Below are 24818 nucleotides of genomic sequence, written 5' to 3' on the forward strand. Positions count from 1 at the left end.
GGACCGACCTGCATCTATCACAATCTGCTGCCCCGCCGGGACGAGATGTAGATTCCGCGCGAGCTCTATCTATATATAGACAGCATAAAAAGACAGCAACGTGCCGCACGAGCTTCAGCCGTGCTAACGATCGGAAGCCTGGCGGACCAGCGTCCCAGAGCGCATCGCCGATAGGCGCTCCAATTGCTATAAAAGTTGACCAGATCCCAAAATCTCAGATCTTCAATCTCATAAACATCTTTTCGGTGTAATTTACAGAATTTAGACCTTCTTTCCAAAACTTATCTCCTAAATACGTGTTTAACGGTTTCACTCCAATAACCACATAATGTGCATTTTGTCAATACCATTTTTAGTAGAGAAAATCTCTTATTCCATAAACCACTCAACTCCAAGAGCTTTTCTCCTCATCCCCACCAGGCAATAACCCTCTCTTTCCTAGAAAAATCTGAGAAACAAACCCTTCCTTGGCAATGGCCCTAAAGTTGCATCCCTCTTGAGGATCGGCCGAGCGAATCTCCTGCTACCAGGAAGTATTCCGGATCCGAACCCAGGGGAGATTTGAAGAGATGAAAAGGCTTTTTACGCTGATAACATTGCTGTTCGCCACCACGGTACTGAGCTACGGCCAAGCCACTTCGGTCAACGGCGGATCAATTCAAGGAACGATCACCGATCCCTCAGGGGCTGTGGTATCGGGCGTGACCGTGACGATCGTCGGAACCGATACCGGCTCCACGAAGACGATTACCAGCGACAGCGCGGGGTTCTACAGCGTCGGCCCTCTCAATCCTGGTCCCTACACCGTAACGGTCTCTGGACCCGGCTTCCAAAAACTCTCCGTCAAGACTGTGGTTCGTACCGGGACATCGACACCTGGAAGCTTCAAGCTCACCCTTGGTTCTTCGGCTGAGACCGTTGAAGTAAATGCAGGCGCTCTTCAAATCAATACGGATCAGCCCGGAGTCTCTGACGTCATGACTCGTGAGCAGATCGAAAGTCTACCGATCAATGGCCGCAACTTTCTCGACCTCGCGCAGATTCAGCCTGGCGTCATCCTGCAGAGCGGCGAATCTTTCGACCCAACCAAAGCTGGCTACTCCGCCATCTCGGTGGGTGGACAGTCCGGACGTACCACTCGCATCTTGCTGGATGGTCAGGACATCACCGACGAGACTGTCGGAACCACGATCGTCAATGTTCCGTCCGGAGCAGTCGACGAATTTCAGCTAAACCGTTCCACCCAGGACGTCTCGGGTGAAGTGACCTCGACCGGCCAGGTTCTCGTGGCGACCCGGTCCGGTACCAATGCCTTTCACGGAGACCTGTTCTACAACTTCCAGGATCATAGTGTCGGGTTTGCACGCACCGACAACGGGTTCGATGCGCCCTTTCAGCGCAACCAGTTTGGCGGCGGCGTGGGCGGCCCCATCTTGAAGGATAGGCTCTTCTTCTTCGGCGAATCGGAACGAATCAAGCAGGACTCGCAGACCTCCGCCAGTGCACCCCCCACTTTTCTTAGCGTTCAGCAACAGTTTCCTACAATCCCGGCAGCCTTCCGCGACACCTTCTCGACGGCGCGCCTAGACTACAACGGACCGTTTGGCGGACACTACTTTGTGCGCGGGTTTTATGAATCGAATGCAGACTCCTCCAACTTCGGGCTGCTCTATCAACTCTACGAAAATCGTGATAACGTCCCAGGAATCAATGGCGGTGCAGACTTCGCAACAGGCCATTTCACCCATTCCATCCGTGGCGGCTATGAGAAGTTTCACAACTTGATTGCCGACGGAACAGGCGGGGTCACCTCGATCTATAACCCTGCGAACTTGGGCTTGCCCGGCGTCACCTTATATGACTCCACGGACGGGTTCTACGCGGGACCGAACTACCTCGCTCCTCAGGGAACCTTCCAGTCCGATAAACAGTTACGATATGACGGTACTTGGACCCGCGGCGCGCATAGCATTAAATACGGTGCCAACTTGAATCGACTCCTTGGCGGCGGCTTTGCTGAATTCTACGGCGCTTCGTTATTTACGGAGTTTTCGGCCGGCTCTGCGCTGGCAAGCTGCGGTGGAGTAATGGGCGCAGCTCCATGCTTGAATGATCCGCTCAACGGATATGCTGCCAGCAGTTACACCTTGGGCAACGGTAACTCTATCTTCACGGAGAAACCTGGCTTCGGTTTGCCCGGTGGCGGAGTCGAAGACTGGCGCACCGGTGTTTACTTCGCAGACAGCTGGAAGGCAACCACCTCCCTCACAATTGTTGCAGGCCTTCGGTACAGCATCGACACAGACCGGGCAAACCAGGACCTGCCTGCGATACCCTGCTCCAGCGTTGACCAATCGATCGCACCCTGCTCCGGCAGTGCGAATCTGCTCGATCAGTTCGCGCCCGGGCACCCTGGATACGGTAACAAAGTCCACCAGCCGTATGGCAATATAGCGCCGCAGTTCGGCTTTGCCTTCAGCCCGGGTGACCACAAAACCTCGGTTCGCGGCGGTATCGGAATCTTCTACGAAAGCGACATCTTCAACAACACCTCGAACGCACGCAGCCTGGTTATCAACGCCTCAGGTCCCTTCTTCAACGCAACCGGGGTCTGCGGAGGCACTAACTCGGTGCCACTGCCAGGGGGTGGACTTGTTACGAGTGTCAACGGGGTTCCACTGTCAACCATCTGCGCGGAGCCGATCTCTCAGTCAGCTCCTGCAATCCAGCAGGTCTCTGCTCAATACCAGGCGGCAACAAAGGCAAATAACACCTCGTCCAATCCTGGATTCATTGGCGGAGGCGGAGGTCTCTCGACTGGCGCCACCGGCACCATCTACGCGGCTCCTTATCGCACGCCTTATTCCATCCAATTCAATGGTGGAGTTCAGCATGAGTTTGGTAAGGGCACGATCGTGACGGTAGATTATGTTCACAACGCGACGCTCAAGGTTCCGATCATCATTGACCAGAATCACCTCGGTGCTGCGAGAACACTGAACGTAGCTGCAGCCCAAAATGCGATTGCCGCGACAACGTCATCCTTCGGATGCGTTGGCGGATTCTCGTCGGCAGCTATTAACTGCGCCCTTGCCGCCGGTGCAACCATCACAGACTTCGCTGGCAATGGCCTCGACTCTGCCGCTAAGTTCGGCGGCGGTTTTCCGGCGATCATAAACGGTAATACGCCAGCAACGGGAGCTGCCTTCCCGGGACTTAATCCCGCGGTCGGTTTCGGATACTTCGTCGTCCCACAGGGGCGGTCCGGCTACGATGCTCTGCAGGTAGTAGTCAAAGAGCAGAAAAGCCACCCGGCGCCCGGCATCTTGAGCGCCAACTTCCAGGCCTCTTACTCGCTCTCCATGGTTACAACGGCGTCAAAGCCTGGCACCGGTGGTTCCGACCAGTTCTTCAACTCATATGTTTGGAATCAGGATGATCCGAACTCAAGCCTGGGTCGGGCAAGCCTCGATCACACGAATGAGCTGAGCTTTGGAGGAGCTTTCCTCGTGAAGTATGGACCGACCATCTCTATGATCGGCCACTTCTTCTCTGCACCTCCCACTTCGCTCACTCTCGACAACACCTCCGGCAATCCTGGTGAGATCTTCCGCACGGACGTCGATGGCGACGGTCAGACAGGCGATCTCCTCCCAGGAACTCTTCCCGGCGATTACATGCACCGTGTAAAGCCGACGAACCTTGGCGCTACGATCAACAACTTCAATGCGACTAAGGCCAACAATCTGACTCCTGCAGGTCAGGCACTCGTTACGGCGGGGCTGTTCTCGCCGGGACAACTCGTCGCCGCTAACGCTGTCGTACAGCCTATCGCGACTCTACCAACCACCAGAGCTATCTCAAACGCTGCCTTCCGTTCGTTCGACCTCAGCGCCTCGTACCCGATTCGTCTCAGCCGTGTTCGTGAAGGCCTCTCAATCGAACCAGTGGTCTCCATGTATAACGTCTTCAACATGGCGAACTTTGGCACGTTGACAGGGACGCTTGCGGACGTCAATACGGCGAATGGACCGACTGGAGCCAACCTCGGGAGCAATCTCAACGCTCCCGACACGTTTGCGAATCTAAGTCAGACCCGCACACAGCGCGGATCTGGTACGTTCGCTCAAGGTGCGCCCAGAACTACGGAGTTTCAACTCAAGCTGCACTTCTAATTGCACTCAATCTCGATCCAAGAGTGGAGACTTCGGTCTCCACTCTTTTTTGCCCTGAGTAATGAGTGCTTCAATATTCTCTTCCCGAAGGCAGGAATACACCTGGGCATCGGCCGAAGGAAAAGCTAATCAGAGGGATCGGACTCCAATCATCATCGCTATCTCGATTGACGATCGCCCAGCGAAAATAAAGTTGAAATCCGTGGCGTATTTTTCCACTCCGCGCGAACGACTGCTTTCTCACCACGTCTACCACGCACCTCACCACAGTTACACCAGCAAAAAGCCACGTCCAGAACACGCGTTTTCCTAAAACACCCCTCAAAAACACAGCAAAAGCGCGAAAAATCTCGCTCCCACCAAGGCTCCATTTTTTTTGCAAAGTTGAATCCGCTACTCTGCCTTTCCCAGCGACTTGTCCAGGTAAGCCTTCTGCAAAACGAAGAAGGCCTGCTTCCTGACCCCCTGATCCGAGATCAGCCCTTTGCGGTTGAAGTTGTCCTGAAGCCCCGGATTAACCCTGCGAGCCGACCGGAAGTCCATCAAAAGCCAGGGACTTGTGCCGCGTAGCTGAGGAATCTTGTTGAGCATCGCAATCTGGTGCCGATAGATCTCAGCCTGATACTCCTCCGTCCACAGCGCAGGGTGCAAATCGCCGGAAGCCGCATGGTTGCCGGCTTTTGCATCGCCTCCCCACTCGGACATAATCAGCGGCTTGTCATAGCGAATGTCCCACCTCGTCGTATCCGCCCCCTCCGCATGTTGCTCATACCAGCCGATATACTCATTCGTACCAATAACATCCAGCACTTTGCCAAGCGGGTCGTCGACGATCTTGTTCGATCCGCTTGCAGTCTTCTCCGTTCGAACCAGAAGAGCCGCAGTCACCAGCCGCGTAGGATCAAGCTGATGCGCCAGTTCGACCATAGCCGTTAGGTATTTTGTGCGGGCTTCGGTATTCGGCGTCTCATTGGCGACCGACCAGAGCACGATAGACGCCTTGTCGCGATCGCGTCGAATCATCTCGGAGAGCTGTTGTTTCGATTTCGCGAGCACAGCCGGGTTGTCGAACTGAAGTGCCCAATAGTCCGGAATCTCGGACCACACCATGAGGCCAAGGCGGTCGGCCGTGCGGGTCATCCGTTCGTCATGCGGATAGTGGGCGAGCCGGACGTAGTTGCAGCCAAGCTCTTTCGCCCAGCCGAGAAGCGTGTCAACATCTTTCTGGGTGTACGCGCGGCCTGTGCGGTAGGGCGCTTCAGCGTGGATGGAGATGCCACGAAGGAAGACGGGTTTGCCATTGAGAAGGATCTGCGTACCATGCGTTTCGATGGTGCGGAAGCCGATCGTGTCTTCGATCCTGTCAGAGCCTGAGGAGATTTCGACCTTGTAGAGTTTGGGATCTTCGGGCGACCACAAGCTAAGCGACTTTGTCGGAATGCTAATCGCGGCTCGCGAGTTTGCGTCGACCGTCGACTCAACCTTCGCATGCAGGTCGGGAATCTTGACCATAACTGGGGTGCCGGCCGGAGCCCCCTCCACGTGGACGTAGCCTTCAATAACAGAGCGGTCCGTGCGGCTGAGGTGCAGGTCGTAGTCGTCGATAAACTGCTTGGGAACCTCTACAAGGGAGACGTCCCGCGTAAGGCCGCCATAGTTCCACCAATCCGTCTGGAGCGTAGGAACTCCATCAGCAATGCGGGTGCTGTCGACCGACAGAACGATGAAGTTGCTGCCATCGTGGAGTGCGGTAGAGATGTCACAGTCGAACGGCGTAAATCCACCCTCGTGCTCGCAGATCTTCTTGGTGTTTACCCAGACGAACGTGCGATAGTTGGCCGCGCCGATGTGGAGGAAGGTGCGGGTATTCGGAACAGCGGTGTGCTGAAAGTCCTTCTCGTACCAGATCGGCCCCTCATAGTAGAGAAGCTCAGGTCGTTGTGTGTTCCAGTCGCCCGGGACGCGAAGCGTGGCTGCGTTGGCAAAGTTGTAGTCCTGTGGATGGCCATTTGGATCGAAGGGGGCATTCATGAAGAAGCCGTCCTTGCGAAGCTCCTGATGCAAGGTATAGATGCCGGTCGAATACTGGTCGACGATGGTGTGCCAGTCGCCATTCAAAGAGATGGCGGGGCGATGGTCGATATCAACGAGCAGGGTGGTGTTGGTTTGGGGACTCGTCTGGCAAAAGGCAGGGAATCCTGCGGTGAGAAGTATAGCGGTCAGGGTGCTGCGAGTTGCGGACTTCTGCATAAGGGCGTTCTCCGGTCGCGATGCGGGTTTCGACGCTGGTGCGCAAAAAAAGCTATCGAGTCATAATACTTCGGTCTTTGAACAATTGCCCAATGGAGTTTTTTCGTATTGGAGGAGACGGAGCGGTAAGAGAGATGCGGTTGTCAGTAGAAATCAGCGGGAATGAGTGCGATAGCCTAGGCTGAGCCGGGCGAGTCAACCTCGGTCCAGGGAAGAAACAGAGAAAAGATGGTGCCGTGGTGGACTGGGTGTTCGCTGCTGCGATAAGTAAGTTTGCCCTGATGGCGAGTGACGATGCCAGCAGAGATCCAGAGCCCGAGGCCTGTCCCGTTGAGGTCCTTGGTAGTGTAAAAGGGCTCGAACAGACGAGCCTTTACCGCGGGGGACATGCCATGACCAGTGTCAGCGATGGTGATGCGAATGCCGTGACGCGGCTCTGCAGAGTCTGTCAAGAAGTTGGTAGCGTCATGGGCGCGAACGATAAGACGGCCACCGCTGCCGCGCATGGCGTCGATGGCATTCGCGATCAAATTGTTAAGGACCTGTCGAATGTCATTTTCGAAGCAGAGTATCGTCGTACTCGTCTCGTAGTTTGCTTCTACATTGATGTGCGAGTTGGCGAGGCGGCCCTGATAGAGATTGAGGACGGCATCGACAAGATCAGCCGCGTTGACCTGGGTGGCGCGCACAGCCTGACGATGGAAGCGGAGAGTCTGAGTGGCGATCTGACAGACACGGGAGAGTTCGCCCTGCGCTGTGTGGAGATACTCGCGTGTGTTTTCCGGCAGATCGGCGGAGAGGTCGATGAGATAAAGCAGGTTGGTAATGGCTTCGAGCGGGTTGTTGATCTCGTGGGAGATGGAGCTGGCCAGGCGACCCACCGCGGCCAGCTTTTCACTCTGAATGAGAGCAGCCTCAGCCTTCTTCTGAAGAGTGACCTCGAGGATGACAGCGGCGATAGCCTCTACCGAGCCGTCCGCTGCGAAGACGGGAGAGTAGCTGACATTGAAGGAACGTTGTTCGTCGGGACGTCCAGGGAGTTCGCCGTGTAGTAGCTGGCTGCGTACTGGTCGACCTGATGCCGCAGTCAGTAGTAGTTCTCTAAGCCCCGGAAGGGAGATGACATCGGTGATGACCTGCCCGAGAATCTTCTCCCGAGGCAAACCGATGATCTCGACCTGACGATCGTTGATCCGGAGATAGCGGAGAGTGGCAGCGTCGAAGAGAGCGAGCCCGACGGGAGCGGTTTGATAGATGGACTCCAGCTCGGAGCGCTGACGCTCGGTCTCTTCCTGGCGTCGCTGCAACGTCTCAGCGAACGTCTTGCGGTCGTCGATGTCGATGGCGACACCAAGCCAGTGAAGAATCTCGCCCGCGTCGTCGCGAACTGCCTGAGCGCGAAGCCACCACCAGCGAGAGGAACCATCTTTGGCGCGGATCAACCGAGCCTCGAGATCATACTCGGCTCCGGTTTCGACGGAGTGAGTCCAGGCTTGCAAGACTCGCTGCCGGTCTTCGAGGTGAAAGGCATTGAGCCAATTGTGGCCGCCAAGTGTCTCGATCGTGAGTCCGATGTAGTCGAGGAATCCTTGGTTGGCATAGTTAATGCTGCCATCAGGCGCACCCATCCATATGGCTTGCGGGTTCAGATCGGCGAGGACGCGATAACGGGCCTCGCTGGTAACAAGGGCTTCTTCGCTCTTTTTACGGTCCGTGATGTCGATGGTGAGGCCGCGAAGGCTGACTGGCTTGCCATCGATAAAGATAATCTGGCCTCGGTTCTCAATCCAGAGAACACGACCGTCTGCCGCTCGTATCTGACACTCAACAACAATCATCTGGCCGGTCTCAACCGCAGCCTGCACTGCCGAAGCAATCGTAGACAGATATTTGGGGAGAAGAAATTTCTTGAAGGTACGAGCGTCGGGGATCTCGGCAAGAGGATGGCCAAAGACCGGATAAGAGCCAGCCCCGTAGGTCGCGATGCCCGTGGCGTAGTCTATGTCCCAGGTCGCCGCGCGAGCGGTCTGCTGGACCGAAGCGAGTAGATCCTGCTGCCGCTTGAGGGCCTGATCGGCCTGATGACGAGCGGTAACGTCGCGGAAGAAGAGAACAATGCCGTCGTCATAAGGCCGGCATTGGATGGAGAGCCAGAAGTTGAACGGCTCTGGATAAAAGGCTTCAAACTCGCCAGGAATGCCTTCCTCCATGGCGCGATGGTAGTGATAGCGGTATTCGCTGTTTGGTTGGGCTGCAGCGGAAAACTCCTCCCACAGATTTTTACCCAGAAGCTCCCCTATGGGATTGAGCAGCTCTCTCGCCCGGCGATTGAGAAAGGTGAAGTTCCAATCACGGTTCAGGCTTACGACAGCGTCGGTGGTGGTTTCAAGAACCTGACGGAGTTGGCGGGCGGCAGCATTGCGAAGCAGCTCTGCGCCCTTGCGGTCGGTGATATCGCTCGAGAAGATGATGATGCCGTCTTCGAAGGGGCGCGCAGAGACTCGGAACCATATGTCGAGCGGCTCGGGATAGTAGGCCTCGAACTCGGTAGCGATGCGCCGCTCCATCGTGGTGCGATAGTGAGAGCGGAAGGGCTCCTTCTGGTTCGACGGAAAGCGCTCCCAGAGATCTTCACCGATGAGTGTGTCGGTCTTGAATATGTTGAGCGCGGCACGGTTGGCAAAGGTGCAGCTCCAGTTCCGATTAACGCAGACAATCGAGTCGGGCGACGCGTCGAAGATCTGCTGCAGCTGACGAACCGCTGAGTCGCGAAGGCTCTCGGCGCGTTTGCGGCCGGTCACATCGCGGTAATAAAGAGCGACGCCCTCGTCGGTGGGGAGAATGTGCACGTCGACCCAGACATCGAAGGGAGCGTAGAAATGCTCAATGTGCTGAGGGACGCGGGTCTGCATCGTGGTGCGGTAGGTGCGCTCCAGAGCCGTGCCTACCGTCTCAGGGAAGAGCTGCCAGTGGGTCTTGGAGTTGATATCGGAGGGCTGAATGCGGCTGATTCGAACGGCTTCGGCGTTAGCATAGGTCACTACCCAGTTGCGGTCGAAGAAGAGGATTGCCTCCGGCAGCTGTGCCACCAGTCGCGCGAGACCGTCGTTCTCGGCGTCGCTCTCCCGCCGGAACTGAGCACGGCGATTGATAGTGACAGGCGCTTTGGTAATGGAGTCAGGCATGGCGGTACAGAGTACGGGCAGAACTTCATCTTACAGAGGAATCGCCGCCAGCCCCAGATGCTTCTGCTTGCGCCTCAAGGCTGGCTTCGAGGTGGCTAATACGGGACGTCAAAGTTTGAATCGCTGCATAAAGGTTCGCAACCTCGGCCTCGAGATGAATAACCCGTTGAGCGGTCGAGGCGCCGGTCTCTGCTCGCTCAACCCGTTCAGCCGGGTACGCAGTGAGGTCCGGCGGCGCGCCGAGAAGATGAGCATAGCGGGCCTCTCGAGAGCCCGGTTGGCGAGGAAGGACCGTCACTAAGGGACTGGCCTTCTCCGGCGTCGATTCGTCCGTCGTCGGGCGAGCGGCAAGGCGTTCGAGGGTGGACTGGACAGCCGCAAGGTCATCGAAGGTGTAGAGGCGGTCGGCGCGGCTGCGAAGCTCGCCCGGCGTCTGAGGGCCGCGTAGCAACAGCAGACAAACGACGGCTGTCTCGTCGCGACGGAGGTTGAGGACCGTACGGATACGATGCTCATACTTGGGGACGCGGGACTCGCGCACCGGATTGGTGAGGGCAAGATCTTCGAGGCCATGGAGCGCCTGCCGAACCTCCTCCTCCGTCAGTTCCATCACAGGCTCGCGGCTGGAGCGCTGGTTACACGCATTGACCAGGGCATTCAGCGAGAGCGGGTAGTTCTCAGGCGTGGTGATCTCTTTTTCAATGAGTGCGCCGAGAACGCGGAGCTGAATAGGGTCGAGATGCATATCTACTAGAGTGCCACAAGCACTCTGGTCTGGTTCATTCGATAATGGGAGGACGACCTGAGGAGTGCCGGGTGTTATCTATCGACGAAGAACAAGTGAAGGCGTCGCTCTCCTATGACGAGCTGATTCCGGCGATGCGGCAGGCGCTGAAGGATCTCTCTGCCGGACGCGTGTTGCAGCCACTGCGAACCGTTATCTCGGTGACCCCACACTCCGGATGGTTTGCCGTGATGCCGGCCGTCTACGGAGACGTGATGGGGGCGAAGATGGTCACGTTTTACCCAGGCAACGCCGATAGAGGAGAGCATACGCATCAGGCGGTGATTCAACTATTTCGCGCAGACACAGGTGAGCCGCTCGCAATAATGGACGGCCGGTTGATTACGGCGATGAGGACGGCGGCAGTATCGGCCGTGGCTGTCGATCTGCTCGCGTCGCCTGAGGCGAAGGTGCTTGGCATTCTAGGGAGCGGAGTTCAGGCCCGATCCCATCTGCGAGCGCTGTCGCGGGTTCGAAAGTTTGAGGAGATTCGCGTTTGGAGCCGAACCGAGAGCAATGCGAAGAGGTTCGCCGAGGAGGTTGGGGCGCAGGTAACGACGGCGGCGGAGGCGGTCTCCGGCGCGGACGTCGTGCTGACGCTGACCAGCTCGCCCGAGCCGGTACTCTTTGGCCGATGGCTCAAAAAGGACGCGATGGTCTGTGCAGTCGGCGCCGTCACGCCAAATCGCAGGGAGTTAGACGGCGAGGCGATGCAGGGAGCCGTTGTGGTCGAGTCCCGCGAAGCCGCCCTGCGAGAGCCGGGCGATATTCTGCTGGCAAAGGCGCAGGTAAGCGCTGAGATCGGAGAACTGCTACAGGGAAAGGAGCTGGAGAGAAGAGACAGACCCGTGGTGTTTAAATCGGTCGGCATTGCTATCGAAGACATTGCTTCGGCGAAACTCGTGTACGACCGCATGGTTGGAGCTGTCAGAAGCTAATTATTGATAACAAAACGCTTACGGCTTCTGCGGACAAGAGTCTCCGAAGTTGGAAGGCCAATTCAAATATGACACTAAAGTTACAGAAGCAACGCCGGGTATTGGTCGATGAGTCCGATAAACTAGAAAGAGGAAATGACGAATTGCGGACCGCATTTGGGGGCTCGCATTCGACAATGGGACCAGGAGAGTTTGGATGCGGAGATTGCGCGCAAACAGTTTTGCCGCGGTTGCGGCTATTACGATTTTCGTATTTGGGTTGAGCGGTTCCTCCTGGGCTAGAACCGTGCGTACCCGGGTCCACGCCGGCTTACGCAGCACTCTTCGTACCTCCGCTCGAACCAAAACGCATCCAGTCGCCATCACCGGCGAAGAGGTGGTGCCTGGTGTGATGCCAGACGTCGTCTCTTCGGGTGCGGTCTCGGGTGAGCTGCCCGATGAGGGAAAGCCCTATCAGCTGCGGATGACGAATCTGCACACTGGTGAGAGTCTGGATATTATCTACCGGGTCGGCGATACCTACATTCCGGAGGCGCTGGAGAAGCTGAACTATTTCTTGCGCGATCACTACACGCAGGACGTGGTCCAGTACGAGCCGAAGGAGTTCGACGTGCTTCACGCAATGATGTCGCGGCTCGGACGGGTTAGTGGCATCATCCAGGTGGTCTGCGGGTACAGAACACCGGAGACGAATGAGGCGCTCCGGCACTCGTCGATAAAAACCGGAGTTGCTGAGCACAGCCAGCACATGGAAGGTCATGCGATTGACCTTCGTGTACCGGGAGTTTCGACCGCGCAGCTGAGGAATACGGCGCTCTCGCTCCACGCCGGCGGAGTCGGCTATTATCCGATATCGCAGTTTGTCCACGTCGATGTGGGTCCGGTACGAGAGTGGGTCTTTGGTGCCGCACCTCGCAAGCCAGGACGCCGCTATCATGCCGCCAGGGCGACGGGGATGTAGTTCGCTCGGCCTGCAGTTGTATCTTCCTTCCCACTTCCGTACAAAGTATGCAAACCCGCTTCAAAGCAAGACTTTGACTCTGGATTACACAGCGATTCCTGTTAAGCAGAAAGGCCCGGCATTGTGCCGGGCCTTCTGTCTTCCTAAATTCCTAAATTAGTTGTAGCAGCGGCGCGAAGAATGTTTGCCTCGGATGTGCTCGAGGGTAGCCGAGAGAGAATGTCTGTCGACTATACTTCGCGGCATGGAGTCTCTAGGGCGACGGCTCAGGATAAAGCGATGGGGTCTGCCGGTGGCACGCGAGATTGCCGCGAAGATCCTTGCCGACAGATCCGCGGTTCGTTCTTTGGTGCGGGAGCTCTTCGGCGACGACATCGAGGTACGCAAGCGTGCAGCCGATGTTGCGCGGCGGATCACCGAGAAGGACTGCAGACTGCTGGAGCGCTATGCCGACGAACTCGCGGGTCTGCTGGAGACGCTGCCTGCGGAGGAGTCGCGGACGCGTTGGCATCTTGGGCTGGTGGTTCCAAGGGTTGCGCATACTCGTATGCAGCGGCTGCGTGCCGCACGAACGATGTCGCTGCTGGCTGAGGATGAGAGCAATGTGGTGAGGTGTTCTGCGGTGGAAGGTCTCGGACTGCTTGCAATGCAGGAAGCCTCGCTGCGGGATGAGGCAGAAGAGGTGATCGAGCGGTCTTTGCGCGAAGGAACAAAAGCGATGAAATCGAGAGCGCGAGGAGTAAAGCGGCTTTGGGCGAGGAGTGAGCGAAAAAAGAAATGACTACAGTGGTCAAAATGACTAGAATGGTCATAATGGAGGCGGGAGAGATGGCGAACTGGGCAGTGGCAGAGGCGAAGGCAAAGTTCAGCGAATTAATTGAGATGGCGCAAGCGCGGGGTGCGCAAGAGATTACGCGCCACGGCAAACTCGTCGGTGTGCTTGTGTCCCCTGAGGATTGGAAGAAGGCGAAGCACACCCCGACGGGGAACGCCCGAACCATGTCCGACTTCTTCAAGAACTCCCCGCTGGCAGGCTCCGGCCTTGATCTGAAGCGGTCCCGCACCAAGGCCAGGAAGGTTGAGCTTTGAAGTACCTTCTCGATACCGATTTGGTGTCACAGTATACCAAGCGGCCTCCGGACCCTCGCGTTGATGCCTGGGTGCAGCGCACGGACGACAGCGACCTCTACATCTGCGGCATCACCTACGCCGAACTGTGGTACGGCATCAACCTTCTTCCTCCGGGCAAGCGACGGTCGGAGTTGGAAAGCTGGATCGAGGACGACCTCTACATGCAGTTCTTCAACCGTGTCGTCGGTTTTAGTCTCGATGTCGCGAGGCGCTACGGAAGCCTGATGGCGCGTGCGAAGAAAAATGGCCACAATCCAAGCTCGATGGATGTCCTGATCGCAGCAACCGCCGCAGCAAATGGAATGGCCGTTGCAACACTGAACCGCAAGGATTTCGAGAAGCTTGGGGTGGAGTTAGTGGAGTTTTAGACCGAAAGTAAGGTGAACACTGTTGGAATATAAAATCCCTGTCCCGCTCGTCGCTGTGATTGCGGATGTATTCAGTAACCACTACACCCACACTGAAATAGACTCCCGCTTTTTCGCTGCTGGGTTCCCCGCTGATGTGCCAGTGGGAAATAAGCAGCAAAAGTGCCACGCATGGCTATTGCGCGCGAATCAGCAGGATGAAGCACCATTATTGATGGTTGGTCGTTTGATTGAAGAACTAATGGAGACGGTACCTCCTCCGACTTTGGGCGGCGGAGAAAGTCCGTTAGAAGCTCATCGCGCAAGAATTTCCGCTCAATTGAGTGCTCTCGGGCTGTGCTATCAGACAGGTGGACACATTCTTCAATTGGGGACAAGTGCTGCGAGCCGGACTTTGCAGCAGATTGTGCATGATCGCGATCTCAAGGGCGTTCATTTAGAATTTGATCTCATCTTCGCGAACTTAGAAAGTGATCCAGCAGCAGCTGTAACTGCGTCTTGTGCGCTCTTAGAAGCACTATTCAAAACATACATCGCAGACGAGAAACTCACTCTTCCGTCTGACCAAAGCATCTTGCCACTATGGAAGGTTGTCAGGAGTCATTTGCAGCTTGATCCAGCGGATATGCAGGATGATGGCTTGAAGAAAATCCTGAGTGGTTTGGCATCAATCGTTGACGGGATTGCATCGCTTCGGACAAAGCGGGGTTCGGCCCATGGACACGACGGACGAACGAGCTTCCGCTTGGAACCGCGTCATGCACGTCTTGCATCACACGGTGCGTTTACCCTGGCAACGTTTTTCATTGAAGTCGCCGAGACGAAGAAAAGGCGGAAATAAAGGCGTTATAGATCATCTGATCAGTTTAGATGAAACGAAAACTTAGGCAGGAAGGCCGCCATTGCTGGCGGCCTTCGTTGTTGTTCTGTAGTTGGTGGTTTTGCGCGAAGCGCTTTTCGCCGAACGCGGAGTTCAGTCGCCGGAGACGGTCTCTTCGACCTTGGGCGCCGGAGCGGCTTTGATCTCGCCGATAGAGATGAAGCCAGCAGGAGCGTCGGGCTCTTGCAGAATCTCCTTGCGGTAGAGCTTGGCCATCTTGGCATTTTCGGCGTCCTGCTTGATCTTCGCATCACGTGCGCGGATCTTCTCTTCGCGAGAGTTCTTCGCGATCCCGGACTTGTCGAAGGTGTCGTTGGCGGCGGCGTTGACATGCTCGTCGTTGAGGACAAGGTCGTACTTCATCTCGGCTTCGAGACCGACCTTCTTACCGCCGGCGAAGATCTCGTGACGGCCATGCTCCTCGTACCACTTGGTGAGGGTGGAGGTCATGTGCATCTTCTCGATGATGTTGCGCCAACCCACGCCGGTGTTGTACGCGCAGAAGCTGATCTCACCCTCTTGTGTGGCGTAGGGGATGATGCACTGCTCGGTGCGGCGGAAGTCGTAGTTGAAGAGATCCTGGAACCACATGCCGGCGATGAAGAGGAAGTTCCAACGGTCGCCGCGGCGCTTCTCGATGTCAGCCATGGTGCGGTCTGCAGTGACCTTGCCGTAGCTACGGCCGGTCGCGCCGAAGCTCTTGTCGAACTTTTGCAGCAGGTCCTTGATCTTGAAATGGGTCGGTGCGGCCTCGGGCTTATAGTTGCGAAGCAGCGCGAGCGTAACGCCGATGATCGAGAGCCACTTTCCGCGGGCGGCGTCGTTGATGCGTGCGACGTCCTTCGCAAGGCGGTCTGCGTTGATGAACGCGGTGACGGGAACTGCTTCCTTGGTCTCCTTGTCGATCATCAGGGCCATCGAGATACCGCAGTTCGGGTGGCAGCCGCACGAGAGCTGGCCCCAGTCGCGGTCGGGTCCGTGGACGAGGTCGGCCCAGTCCGAGAAGGTGGACATGAAGGAGATGGGGAACCAATCGCGCGTCGGTTCGCCGAGGCCGGTCTGATTTTTGACGTCGTGGGCGAGGTGCGACAGCGTGTAGCGCTGTGCCATGCGGCGCTCGTCCGAGATGTCTTCGTCGCGGCCGGTGAAGCTGACAGGCTGGAAGGAGAGGAAGTTGATTTTCTTCGGGTTGTCGAGCGCGAACTCGATGATGCGGCCGACCTGCTCGTTGTTAATGCCGTTGATGATGCAGGTGACAGGGACGATGTCCACACCGGCCTCATGCAGGTTATGGATGGCCTGGAGTTTGACGTCGAACGCGTTGCCGACCTTGCGGTGCGAGTTCGGCGCGTTGCCGATGCCATCGAACTGGAGGTAAGCGTAACGGAGACCGGCTTCAGCAGCGGCCTTGGCGAACTCCTTCGACTTGGCGAACTCAATGCCATTGGTTGCGGCCTGCACGGAGGTGTAACCAACCTTACGGGCGTAGGAGACGGCGTCAAGGAAGTACGGGCTGAGCGTCGGCTCGCCACCGGAGAACTGAACCGACATCTGACGCTTGGGCTTGATAGTGACCGCGTTGTCGAGCATGGTCTTGATCTCGTCCCACGTCAGTTCGTGGACGAAGCCGACCTGATTGGCGTCCATGAAGCAGGGATCGCACATCATGTTGCAACGGTTGGTGAGATCGATGGTGAGAACCGAACCGCGGCCGTGCGTCACAGTGGAGGTGCCGTGGTTGTGCAGCTTCTCGTCATTGTGGGCGCGAATATCGCGGCCGGGGAAGACCTCTTCGAGATGCTTGAAGAAGGCGGTGTCGATCGACATCAGGTCTTCAAAGTGGCCATGAATGGGGCAATCCTTGACCATCAGAATCTCGCCGTTGCGCTCGATGATCTGCGCCTTGATCTCGCCAACCTTCTCATTGAGCAGGATCTCGTGAGGCAGCTTGCCGTCAACGATCTGCTGACGAATCTCCGGAATGCACTTCGGACAGAGGGAGTCAGTGGTGCGGGGCCAGCCGAGGGGCGGCTTCTCTTTCTGATAGCTCTTGAGAAGCGGCTTGTCGCTCCACTTTGGGGTGAAGCTGGCGTTGGGGCTGAATGAGTTCAGCTTGTTGAATACTGCCCAACCTGCTTTTGCTCCATACGTGAGAGCTTTTTCCGCTATTTTGGCCTTCGGCATTTACTTTGTCTCCTGAGTGTCCATCTGATGTCTTGAAATCTTCTGGATTTATTACTTGATTCTATCTACTTCGATCCGTTTTCAGACTGCTTAGTCTGATGCTCCGTGTCGCAAGAGGTGTGCATCTTGATTCGAGCTATCTATTGCTTTTCCTGTCAGATGCAGCGACGATACCGTTTGACTCACCTCTTAACAGTACCCAGCATAGGAGCCAAATCGAAGCATGTGGTATCAAACGGCGATAATCTGCATTGAATGGCGACTAGGGTGGGTGGATGGGGCGAAGTATTTACCTGGAATCTGGTAAAAAAGTCACTGAAGAGTAACGCCATTGGTGCCGTTGGCAATGTTGTTCAGAATCCGCTGAACGAAGATGATGCGGACGTGAACGTGGCTGGCCACATCGGGGAGGAACTCGTTGAGCAGATTGTTGGCGGGGTCCAGGGCGTATCCGGTGGCGATGCGAGTCACCGTAGATGAGGCATCATTGTGGACGCCGGGCACATACTGGTTGGCCAGGACCGCGCCGATTGGATAGTTGAGCAACACAGAATAATTAGGCATAGGCCTGCCATCGTCGTGGCGTGAGATGACAGTGCGGGAGACCGAGTACAGGATTCGCTTGGACAGAGGGGCATTCGGCATGCGGAAGTAGCGCGGATCCTGATGGAACAGGACGGGGAATGCAAAGGCTCCAAAGAACTGACCCGTCACGTCCTGTAAGTAGCTGACGCCGACAGATTTGCCGAATCCCTTAAAGCCAGGGCCGTAGGCAGAGTGGGAGTCGGCGGCCACCGAGATGGCCGATATCCCAACGATGGTGACGAAGTTAGCGGGGTCGGCGAGATCGTGAAGCGCGAGGTAGCCCTTCTCCTGCCAGGTCATGGGGATGATGATGTTCGTACCGAGAAACTTTTGATAGGGATAGATGAGGTTGCTGCAGGACTTGGGGACCTCATCCAGACGATGTGGATTGTAGTAGACGACCTTCATGGCGCGAAAGGCGTTGCAGGGCTTTATCCCATCGCCGGTCTGCTGGAAGGAACTCTGGGCTACGGCGACGACGTCGCTTTGAGCTGCATCGACTACGCTTGGAGCGTCGGGAAGATCGTCTGAGGTTGATTCGGAGATGCTGGCGACTGTCGTCGGGGATGCCGGGATCGCCTCCTGCGGATGTGCCATCGCAGCAACCAGCAGCAACGTCATCGCTAGCAACCAACGCATGCTTAAGCGATCCCAATCGATGTCATGGTCCGGCCATCCCATTCCAGTAAGATCACTCAGGCTTCTTAAGGTGAGCCGCCACCAGCGCCTGGTTCAGAAACTCAGTGACAACATAGCCGAAGGCCGAGCCCCCGACCGACGTCCCGAAGGTCTCCATCGTCTGACCAAAGCCGCGGTTCCGCTCGGGATAATAGGCGTTGGTTAGAGCTGAACCTAGCAGATTGCCAGCAAGAAGCGAGAAGTTGACGCTTGAGTGTCCGCTGTCAGTCCTGGTGATGAGCGAACGGCTTGCCGCGTACACGACACGTTTCGCGGCATTATGTTCCGGACCCAGTTCGAAGTACCGGGGATCTTCATGCAGAAGAGGAGCGAACAGAGAGACGCTGAAGATGCTCTCGGAGACGTTGCGGAGTGCGGTTGCGCCAAGCCGTTCGCCGAACGCTGCTTTGTCCGTGCCGTAGTTCGGGCTGCCGTCGACCAGATGGCTGTACCCCGCGGAGGTTGACCATCCGAGAATGGAAAATATCGACATCGACTCCTTAAAACCAAGTACGACTTTACCGTGAGAACTAAGAGGATGTGACGTCTCTCCAGGCAAGATGGTCATGTCGCGACGCGTCGGCAGGCTGATGTCGTAGTTCGTCGACATTGGGTTGACGAATCCCGCGAGTTCATTGCTCGAACTGGATTCGTCCACAGAGGTGCCATTGCTATAGAACCCTGGTGCGTTTGGCAGAGTGAGCATGGCCTCTGCAGTGGAAGATTTTGGAAGATCTAATTGCGCCATCGACGAGGTAGCCAGGGAAACGAACAAAACAAGGCCGGTCAGGGCTGTGATTTTGGTGGAGAATATCCGGAAGCTGGAACGTGCTCGTGCAATAGTCAAAAAAACTCCCTTATAAACTGCAGCTCTGCCACTTAGAGAAGGCCGGGCGGCTTCATGAGGTCAACAAATTATCATGAACGTTTTGCCTAGGTATAACGGACGCAGGAACGTTAGAGCAAGTTATATCTGCCCGGCCCGCGGAGCAGATCCCGTCGTTACCATCCCGGCACGTTGATGGGATGAGCGTTGACGCTTGCGTTTTCCGCGTCATCTAATCAAATGGTAGAGGTGCGCACATGGCAGCCGAAGAGCCGAAACGACCGTGGGAGCAGCAGTTGAGGGATGCGGCGACACATCTTGAGACGGACCTGAAGAACGTTGTGAAGTACATCAACGATGAGGTAGTACCGGGCGTGCGCCGCAATAGCTCCGACGCTCTGCGAACGGCGGCGGCAGAGCTCCACAAGCTTGCATCGCGAATGGACGACCACGCGCAACGGTCGTCTGCTCCCCCGCCGCCACAACCAAAAGACTCGCCGAAGCCGTGATGAAAGTCCGGCTTGGCACGGCCGTAGTGTTGTCGGCGTGCGCGCTGGCGATCTGCGGCTGTCATAAAGAGACAACACGAGCGTACCGGCCACCGCCTCCACCTTCCACGATGACGGCCTCAAACCACGGCAAAAACTCTCGCTCCTCGCGAACCAACCCAACCGCAGACGGGGCTGCTGCTGAGATCTCACCCCCGCCTGCTCCGGTCCCAGGCAATTTGGGCAAGCCTGTCTCAAGCGAGGTCGGACTGGCCAGTTGGTACGGGCCTCCCTATGCTGGCCGAAAAGGCGCTGACGGCACCGTCTATGACCAGAACGCGATGACCGCCGCGCACCTCACCCTGCCCATGGGAACGATGGTGCGTGTCACCAATCTGACCAATAACGAATCCGTCGTCGTGAAGATCACCGACCGCGGGCCCTTCGTGCATGGCCGCATCATCGATCTGTCCCTCGCGGCAGCCAAGGCGACCGGAGTCTATCGTGCCGGCGTCGCCAGAGTTAAGGTGGAGGCGTTCGCCGCTCCGTTTCGCGCCAACGCTGATCCCGGCGGCCATTGGTGCGTGCAGGTCGGAGCGTTCGCGCGAGAGTCTGACGCCGTGAAGCTGAAAGAAGAGATGATGCGGCGCTACGCCACCGCCAAGGTGATCGAGTTCCCCGGGCCGACAGGACACTGGGTCAGGATCAGTCCGAAGTTCCCCAACAAGACCAACGCGACTGAGGTCGCCGACAGCATTCACCCCAAGGATCCCGCCGCCGCACCCTATCTGATTCGAACCGACTAGCGAGGTAGCGCTCAGGCGAGGAAGCATTGCCCGGCAAACTCTACCTGCCAGGCAGCGCAGGCGGCTCGTAGTACGGAAGCTTCTGCTGCTCCAGTGTCGCCCGTTTCACGCCAATATCGTCAAAGAGCAGGCTCGGCGCGATGGTGGTCTGCGGCACAGTGCCGAGCGAGTTCGAAACGTAAGGATCGTTCCCCGCCGCAACAATATCGGACCGCAGGCTGCGATTGTCGAGTTCATCGAAGATCGCGCCGCGAACGAGCTGGCGCGTCCCGTCAGGATGTACGAGATAGAGCAGGCGCGGCAGAAGTTCGCCGCCAAGTGTTTCGACCGAATAGACGTCGCGACCCTGCTCCTTCGCCATCGAGAGGAGGCGCTTATTCAACTCGCCTCGCGACAATGGCTGGTTCGACTTCACCAGGATGACTCCGGCGCGGGAGTGAGCTGCCTGCGCCGGGGCAGCTCGTCCATGGCCGTTCGAGGTGTCAAAGTCCTTGATAGGCTCCCGGCCGATAAGAAAGTTTTCAAGCTTGCCGTTGACGATGATATCGACCGGCTGCGCTGGAACGCCCTCGTCATCGATATCGTAAGCGCCAAGCAGCGCCTTACCGTCGAACTTCGCCTGCAGCGGATCGTCGTTAACGCTGAGCATCTGCGGAAGAACACGCGCTTTGAAGCTCGAGGAGTAAGCGCCGTTGGTGCGTGCCGTAGTTCCCATCTCGGGCCGATCGGCTTCGATGTTAGGCACCAGCAGCCTATCGATGACGTCAGCCGAAGCGTCACCGCTGAAGAGCACAGGCCCATGGTAATCATCCGCTGAGACCACCGGCGCGTTACGAAGCTCCTCAAAGCTCTTCAGATCCTCAATCGTGCGTTTGTGGAAAGCCGCAGCGCTCTCGAGCTCCTTCGGGTTTACGGCAACGGTGCCGTTATCGCGGCTCAGGCGCATCCCGTCTGCTGCCTGTCCGCCTACGCTGATCGCTCCCTCGTAACCCGTATAACCGTGCCGTACCACCGTCCCTTCCGTGTTGACGAGGTAGCGGTTGAGCGCGATGCCGCGAATGTTTGCGACCGAATACTGCACGTGCTCCGCGAACGTACGAACCTGGGGGTCAGAGACGAAGAGACCGCTGGCTTCGACGATGCGGCGCTTCCACTCGTCGCGATCAAGCTCAAGCGTCACGACGGGCGAAACCTGGACAACCGGTTTAGCCTGCGCAAAGTCGGGCTGGGCCTGCAGAGACTGAAACTGCTTCAGCGCAGCTTGCTTGGCCGAATAAGCCCGAAGCGCATTCTTGTAAGCAGTGTCGGTCGCCGTCCAGAGCGCGTACCGTAGCGCTTCGGGATCGTTGTCCGTAGGCGCAAGCTCCAGGGTGCCATCGCCGCGGCTCGTGCTGCTGTCCACGGCATAGTCTCCAATGCGCACGGTCACCCGGACGATGCGCTGACGGTTCTCTTCCTCGCGGGTAAGTGCGCCATAGTTGGCGACTGCCTCGTAGGAGGCCAGATCGTCCAGCCGGTACTCCACGAAGTAGGGATGCTGCATCCCGGGAAGCAGCAGAGCCTTCTCGCGCTCAAGCTCTACCTGCATCGCGTGGAGCAGGGGATCGTTCACGGTAGGAGAAGTCTCTGCGCAAGCAGGATTTGTAACTGCAATCGCACAAAATAGAGGAGTCAAAAAAAGAGCTGCCGAAAAGCTGCCAATTTGTAACTTATTAAGTAAATTCACTACTGGCCACCCTTTCCGTCGGTAGAAGCAGCTGCTCCAGGCGGCGGAAGAATAGGCGGTCGCGCCGTTCCCTGAGCCTGACGTTGAGTCTCAATCTCGCTGACCAGCATGGCCGGGGCCACGGCGCTGACAGGGATGCTCCCCGATTCGGCTCCGCAGATCCCGTTGAAGATGTCCTGCTTGTCATTGGTGGCGAGAATGCGATTCAATGCCGCCTGCGGCGTGCCCACAATGCTGACGCCACGCACAAGTTCATCCGGGCGGCCATCGACATACACGCGGTAGACAACCAGAGGAATTACCTGAAAGGCTTGCGGCGACCGGCGCGTGGTAACGGCAAAACCCGAAGAGATGTCCTCAAAGTAGAGACCGTAAGCTTTGCCCTGCTTCTTCGCCTCAGCCTTCAGCATCTCGCGCAGTTCGGCATCGCTGACAGTCTTTGAGGAGGTGACGATCAGGTTCCCTTGGCGGCCCGTCGGCATGTGTCCCGTCTCGGCTCGCCCATGTCCATTGGAGGTGGAGAAGCTGGCGATCGGAAGCCGCGACATCAGGAAGGTGTCGAGGACGCCGTCTTTAATCAGGTCCACACGACGCGCCTGCTGGCCCTCGTCGTCGTAGCTATAGTGCCCGCTGAGAGACACACCGTGGAAATCGGCAAGCGTGGGATCGTCGGAGACGCTGAGAAACGGCGGAAGAATCTGTTTGCCAAGCAGCTTGGTAAAGGTCTGCCCTTCGTCATCCCCACGTTGGCGTTGGCCTTCCAGGCGATGCCCAAGCACCTCGTGAAAGAAGACGGCAGACGCGCGCCCACTCAGGATCGCAGGACCGTTGAACGGCTCGGTAACCGGCGCGGCGCGCAACGCTTCGAGATTCTTCGCCATGGCCAGCGTCTTGTCGATCAGCGTCTTCTGATCAGGCAGATGCGAGACCTCGTCGGCCTCGAAGGTCTCGGCGCGGAAGAGATCCATGCCGTCCGCAGCGCGGGTACGGGCAACGATAACAAGACGCGCAACATGGTTCGGTGTCGCCACCTTCGCGCCTTCGGAGGAGACAAAGTAATCAGTCTCGGTGGTCGCCTCAAGCGCAACGTTGTTAAAGAAGACGTCTGGATATTGTTTGAACAGCCCAGAGAGTTCACGTAGGCGGTTCTGCCACGCGGCAGTATCGACGACCAGCGCGGGCGAGTGAGAAAGGATCGCCGAAGCCGGCTTCTCAGTCGAAAAATCGGCGGAGCCATCCTCTTCTTTTGCGCGGACCTGCTGCTCCGTCTTCACCTTCAGGTAGCCGTCCAGCGCCTTCGCGTACCCGCGATTCGTGGCGAACCAGAGAGTGCGGGCGATCGCGTCGCTATCATTTGCGAGCGGCAAGGGGATGGTGGTCAGTGCGCTATTCCGGTGGTCGCCATGGGTGTTGTCTTCAGCAGCGGTGCCGAGACGAACCTGTACATCGGCGGTGCGGCGGTGGTTTTCACGAGAGCTGGTGATCGCGCCGAACTGTGCCGTCAGGCTCATGCCGTCGCTGTCCGAGACGGCGTAGCTAAGAAAGTAGGGCTTCGGTTGTTGGGTTGCGTCGGTTGCGTTGTTACCTAGCGAGCTCATCGCGCGATGCAGCTCAGTCTCCATGGTATCGATCAAAACCGCCGCCGGCGCTGGTTCGGAGCTGCGGGTTGCCGCCACTGCACTGGTACCAACAGACGAAATCGTCACCGCTACCAGACCGGCAAACCCAACGCCGGCCACTACCGCTCTTTGTCTCTTCATGGAAAAGGAAACTCGTTTCGCCTGCAAAATACGCCTGCTGCCGAGTGTATCGGAAGTGCCGCTTCAGCGTGTAACGCCGCGCAGCTCGTGCAACTTCCGTGCAGCATCTCCGCAGACGACTGAGGATTGGACGCAGCCGGGCGGCTTTTGTTGATAGCTTACTCAACGCCGTGGCGGCGGACGCTAAGCCACACTGTCAGGGCGAGAAACTCCGTGAGAAGAACAGATTCGGCCAATCCGAAGGTAGCGTGTCTGCCGTTGTACAGTGTCACCGCAATCAGGATGATCAGCGTAAGAATCATGCCGAGAAACACCGCGGTTCGGCCGTAGTGAGTGGCGGTGAGCGAAACCGGGCGTCGCGCAGGTAGTCTGCCGGCGACGCGGGCGGCAAAGTCGGCCGGAACTTCTACCAGAGGCGCAGACTCCAGGGCACGGAGAACACGCTGGTCCAGTTCGTCGTCGATCCTGCTTGCGAACTCCGAGTTCATCAATTCGTCTGACATGCCGTTCTCCTCTCACTGGTTTGATTCTGCTTAATCGCTTCGCGAAGCTTCTTGCGCCCTCGATGAAGATGGGTCCGCACCGTTCCGATCGGCATTCCCAGCGTGTACGAGATCTGCTCGTAGCTTCGTTCCTCCTGATGATAGAGGATCAGGATCGTTCTCTCAATCTGGCTGAGCCGCTGCAACTGCTCGTCGACCGCCTGTTGGAATTCGCGCTCCTCGATCTTCTGTTCCGCGTTCCTGTCGGGATGCGCCAAACGCTCTTCCCAAGCCGAAGTGTCGTCCGAGAGCGAGACGTGGGAGCGGTCATCGCGACGGCGCCGCTTCCACTCGTCCTGCGCAACATTCACCGCGATCCGGTAAAGATAGGTAGTAATCAGCGCTTCGCCGCGAAAACTGGGCAACGCCCGATAAAGGCGTAGAAACACGTCCTGGGCAAGATCATCGAGGTGTTCGCGACTCCCCGTCAGACGCAGCAGGGTGCGAAAGACCATCGCCTGATGGTCGCGTACCAGCTGCTCGAAGGTGAGATCGACATCCAAGCGAGATTAGACAATAGAGTGCTCCGAAAGTTTCATTCCGGCGAGTGA

At 57.4% G+C, this 24818-nt stretch carries 19 protein-coding genes; 9 read left to right on the forward strand and 10 right to left on the reverse strand.

The window, feature by feature from the left end:
• Positions 1-569 precede the first annotated feature (569 nt).
• Positions 570-4175 carry a TonB-dependent receptor gene (locus tag RBB75_RS09090; RefSeq protein ID WP_179640491.1) on the forward strand — a complete coding sequence of 1202 codons (3606 nt, stop codon included), beginning with the start codon at positions 570-572 and terminating at the stop codon, positions 4173-4175.
• 393 nt (positions 4176-4568) lie between these two features.
• Here the strand turns inward: RBB75_RS09090 and RBB75_RS09095 are convergent, their stop codons facing one another.
• From RBB75_RS09095 to RBB75_RS09105, 3 genes are all read right to left on the reverse strand, one after another.
• The gene (locus RBB75_RS09095; RefSeq protein ID WP_179640492.1) at positions 4569-6425 is read right to left on the reverse strand and encodes a glycoside hydrolase family 2 protein; all 1857 of its coding nucleotides are present in this window, start codon (positions 6423-6425) and stop codon (positions 4569-4571) included.
• Positions 6426-6601: 176 nt separating this feature from the next.
• Positions 6602-9610, reverse strand: a complete 3009-nt coding sequence (locus tag RBB75_RS09100; protein WP_179640493.1) for a PAS domain-containing protein — start codon at positions 9608-9610, stop codon at positions 6602-6604.
• 25 nt (positions 9611-9635) lie between these two features.
• Positions 9636-10355 (reverse strand): YceH family protein, encoded by a 720-nt coding sequence (locus tag RBB75_RS09105; RefSeq protein ID WP_353070246.1) that lies wholly within the window; start codon positions 10353-10355, stop codon positions 9636-9638.
• Between the two features lie 71 nt (positions 10356-10426).
• Between RBB75_RS09105 and RBB75_RS09110 the strand changes: the two genes are divergently transcribed.
• The 6 genes from RBB75_RS09110 to RBB75_RS09135 all read left to right on the forward strand — a co-directional run bounded on the left by RBB75_RS09110 (position 10427) and on the right by RBB75_RS09135 (position 14633).
• The gene (locus RBB75_RS09110) at positions 10427-11332 is read left to right on the forward strand and encodes an ornithine cyclodeaminase family protein (protein WP_353070247.1); all 906 of its coding nucleotides are present in this window, start codon (positions 10427-10429) and stop codon (positions 11330-11332) included.
• A 196-nt stretch (positions 11333-11528) separates the two neighbouring features.
• Positions 11529-12293, forward strand: a complete 765-nt coding sequence (locus RBB75_RS09115) for a YcbK family protein (protein WP_179640496.1) — start codon at positions 11529-11531, stop codon at positions 12291-12293.
• Between the two features lie 292 nt (positions 12294-12585).
• Positions 12586-13074, forward strand: coding sequence for a hypothetical protein (locus RBB75_RS09120; RefSeq protein WP_353070248.1), 489 nt, complete (start codon positions 12586-12588; stop codon positions 13072-13074).
• Positions 13075-13121: 47 nt separating this feature from the next.
• Complete coding sequence (locus RBB75_RS09125; RefSeq protein ID WP_179640498.1) at positions 13122-13382, forward strand: type II toxin-antitoxin system Phd/YefM family antitoxin; 261 nt, start codon at positions 13122-13124, stop codon at positions 13380-13382.
• Entirely contained in the window at positions 13379-13792 is a 414-nt protein-coding gene (locus RBB75_RS09130) for a PIN domain-containing protein (RefSeq protein ID WP_257031308.1), read from the forward strand. Before RBB75_RS09125 ends, RBB75_RS09130 begins: the two co-directional genes overlap by 4 nt.
• 22 nt (positions 13793-13814) lie before the next feature.
• Entirely contained in the window at positions 13815-14633 is an 819-nt protein-coding gene (locus RBB75_RS09135; RefSeq protein WP_353070249.1) for an abortive infection family protein, read from the forward strand.
• Between the two features lie 132 nt (positions 14634-14765).
• On the opposite strand, the gene RBB75_RS09140 is transcribed toward RBB75_RS09135, so the two are convergent.
• The 3 genes from RBB75_RS09140 to RBB75_RS09150 form a co-directional block, all read right to left on the reverse strand.
• On the reverse strand, positions 14766-16856 hold the full coding sequence (locus RBB75_RS09140) for a radical SAM protein (protein ID WP_353070250.1): 2091 nt from the start codon (positions 16854-16856) through the stop codon (positions 14766-14768).
• A 312-nt stretch (positions 16857-17168) separates the two neighbouring features.
• Entirely contained in the window at positions 17169-18080 is a 912-nt protein-coding gene (locus tag RBB75_RS09145) for a hypothetical protein (protein ID WP_353070251.1), read from the reverse strand.
• 52 nt (positions 18081-18132) lie between these two features.
• The gene (locus RBB75_RS09150; RefSeq protein ID WP_353070252.1) at positions 18133-18825 is read right to left on the reverse strand and encodes a hypothetical protein; all 693 of its coding nucleotides are present in this window, start codon (positions 18823-18825) and stop codon (positions 18133-18135) included.
• Between the two features lie 377 nt (positions 18826-19202).
• Between RBB75_RS09150 and RBB75_RS09155 the strand changes: the two genes are divergently transcribed.
• The gene (locus RBB75_RS09155; protein ID WP_353070253.1) at positions 19203-19454 is read left to right on the forward strand and encodes a hypothetical protein; all 252 of its coding nucleotides are present in this window, start codon (positions 19203-19205) and stop codon (positions 19452-19454) included.
• Positions 19454-20239: a septal ring lytic transglycosylase RlpA family protein gene (locus RBB75_RS09160; protein ID WP_353070254.1), complete on the forward strand. Its 786-nt coding sequence runs from the start codon at positions 19454-19456 to the stop codon at positions 20237-20239. Before RBB75_RS09155 ends, RBB75_RS09160 begins: the two co-directional genes overlap by 1 nt.
• A gap of 40 nt (positions 20240-20279) precedes the next feature.
• Here the strand turns inward: RBB75_RS09160 and RBB75_RS09165 are convergent, their stop codons facing one another.
• From RBB75_RS09165 to RBB75_RS09180, 4 genes are all read right to left on the reverse strand, one after another.
• On the reverse strand, positions 20280-21851 hold the full coding sequence (locus tag RBB75_RS09165; RefSeq protein WP_353070255.1) for a metallopeptidase TldD-related protein: 1572 nt from the start codon (positions 21849-21851) through the stop codon (positions 20280-20282).
• Positions 21852-21964: 113 nt separating this feature from the next.
• Positions 21965-23725, reverse strand: coding sequence for a metallopeptidase TldD-related protein (locus RBB75_RS09170; protein ID WP_353070256.1), 1761 nt, complete (start codon positions 23723-23725; stop codon positions 21965-21967).
• A 158-nt stretch (positions 23726-23883) separates the two neighbouring features.
• Entirely contained in the window at positions 23884-24228 is a 345-nt protein-coding gene (locus tag RBB75_RS09175) for a hypothetical protein (protein WP_179640508.1), read from the reverse strand.
• Entirely contained in the window at positions 24213-24770 is a 558-nt protein-coding gene (locus RBB75_RS09180) for an RNA polymerase sigma factor (protein ID WP_179640509.1), read from the reverse strand. The genes RBB75_RS09175 and RBB75_RS09180 overlap by 16 nt, the downstream gene beginning before the upstream one ends.
• Positions 24771-24818 lie beyond the last annotated feature (48 nt).

This window comes from Tunturibacter empetritectus (genome assembly GCF_040358985.1).
In the GTDB taxonomy this organism is placed as follows: Bacteria; Acidobacteriota; Terriglobia; order Terriglobales; family Acidobacteriaceae; genus Edaphobacter; species Edaphobacter empetritectus.

Excerpts from the sequence above, each read along its gene's own strand:
- RBB75_RS09090 (WP_179640491.1), top strand. The coding sequence starts at position 570 with ATGAAAAGGCTTTTTACGCTGATAACATTGCTGTTCGCCACCACGGTA.
- RBB75_RS09095 (WP_179640492.1), bottom strand. The coding sequence starts at position 6,425 with ATGCAGAAGTCCGCAACTCGCAGCACCCTGACCGCTATACTTCTCACC.
- RBB75_RS09100 (WP_179640493.1), bottom strand. The coding sequence starts at position 9,610 with ATGCCTGACTCCATTACCAAAGCGCCTGTCACTATCAATCGCCGTGCT.
- RBB75_RS09105 (WP_353070246.1), bottom strand. The coding sequence starts at position 10,355 with ATGCATCTCGACCCTATTCAGCTCCGCGTTCTCGGCGCACTCATTGAA.
- RBB75_RS09115 (WP_179640496.1), top strand. The coding sequence starts at position 11,529 with ATGCGGAGATTGCGCGCAAACAGTTTTGCCGCGGTTGCGGCTATTACG.
- RBB75_RS09125 (WP_179640498.1), top strand. The coding sequence starts at position 13,122 with ATGGCGAACTGGGCAGTGGCAGAGGCGAAGGCAAAGTTCAGCGAATTA.
- RBB75_RS09140 (WP_353070250.1), bottom strand. The coding sequence starts at position 16,856 with ATGCCGAAGGCCAAAATAGCGGAAAAAGCTCTCACGTATGGAGCAAAA.
- RBB75_RS09145 (WP_353070251.1), bottom strand. The coding sequence starts at position 18,080 with ATGCGTTGGTTGCTAGCGATGACGTTGCTGCTGGTTGCTGCGATGGCA.
- RBB75_RS09150 (WP_353070252.1), bottom strand. The coding sequence starts at position 18,825 with ATGCTCACTCTGCCAAACGCACCAGGGTTCTATAGCAATGGCACCTCT.
- RBB75_RS09155 (WP_353070253.1), top strand. The coding sequence starts at position 19,203 with ATGGCAGCCGAAGAGCCGAAACGACCGTGGGAGCAGCAGTTGAGGGAT.
- RBB75_RS09160 (WP_353070254.1), top strand. The coding sequence starts at position 19,454 with ATGAAAGTCCGGCTTGGCACGGCCGTAGTGTTGTCGGCGTGCGCGCTG.
- RBB75_RS09170 (WP_353070256.1), bottom strand. The coding sequence starts at position 23,725 with ATGAAGAGACAAAGAGCGGTAGTGGCCGGCGTTGGGTTTGCCGGTCTG.
- RBB75_RS09175 (WP_179640508.1), bottom strand. The coding sequence starts at position 24,228 with ATGTCAGACGAATTGATGAACTCGGAGTTCGCAAGCAGGATCGACGAC.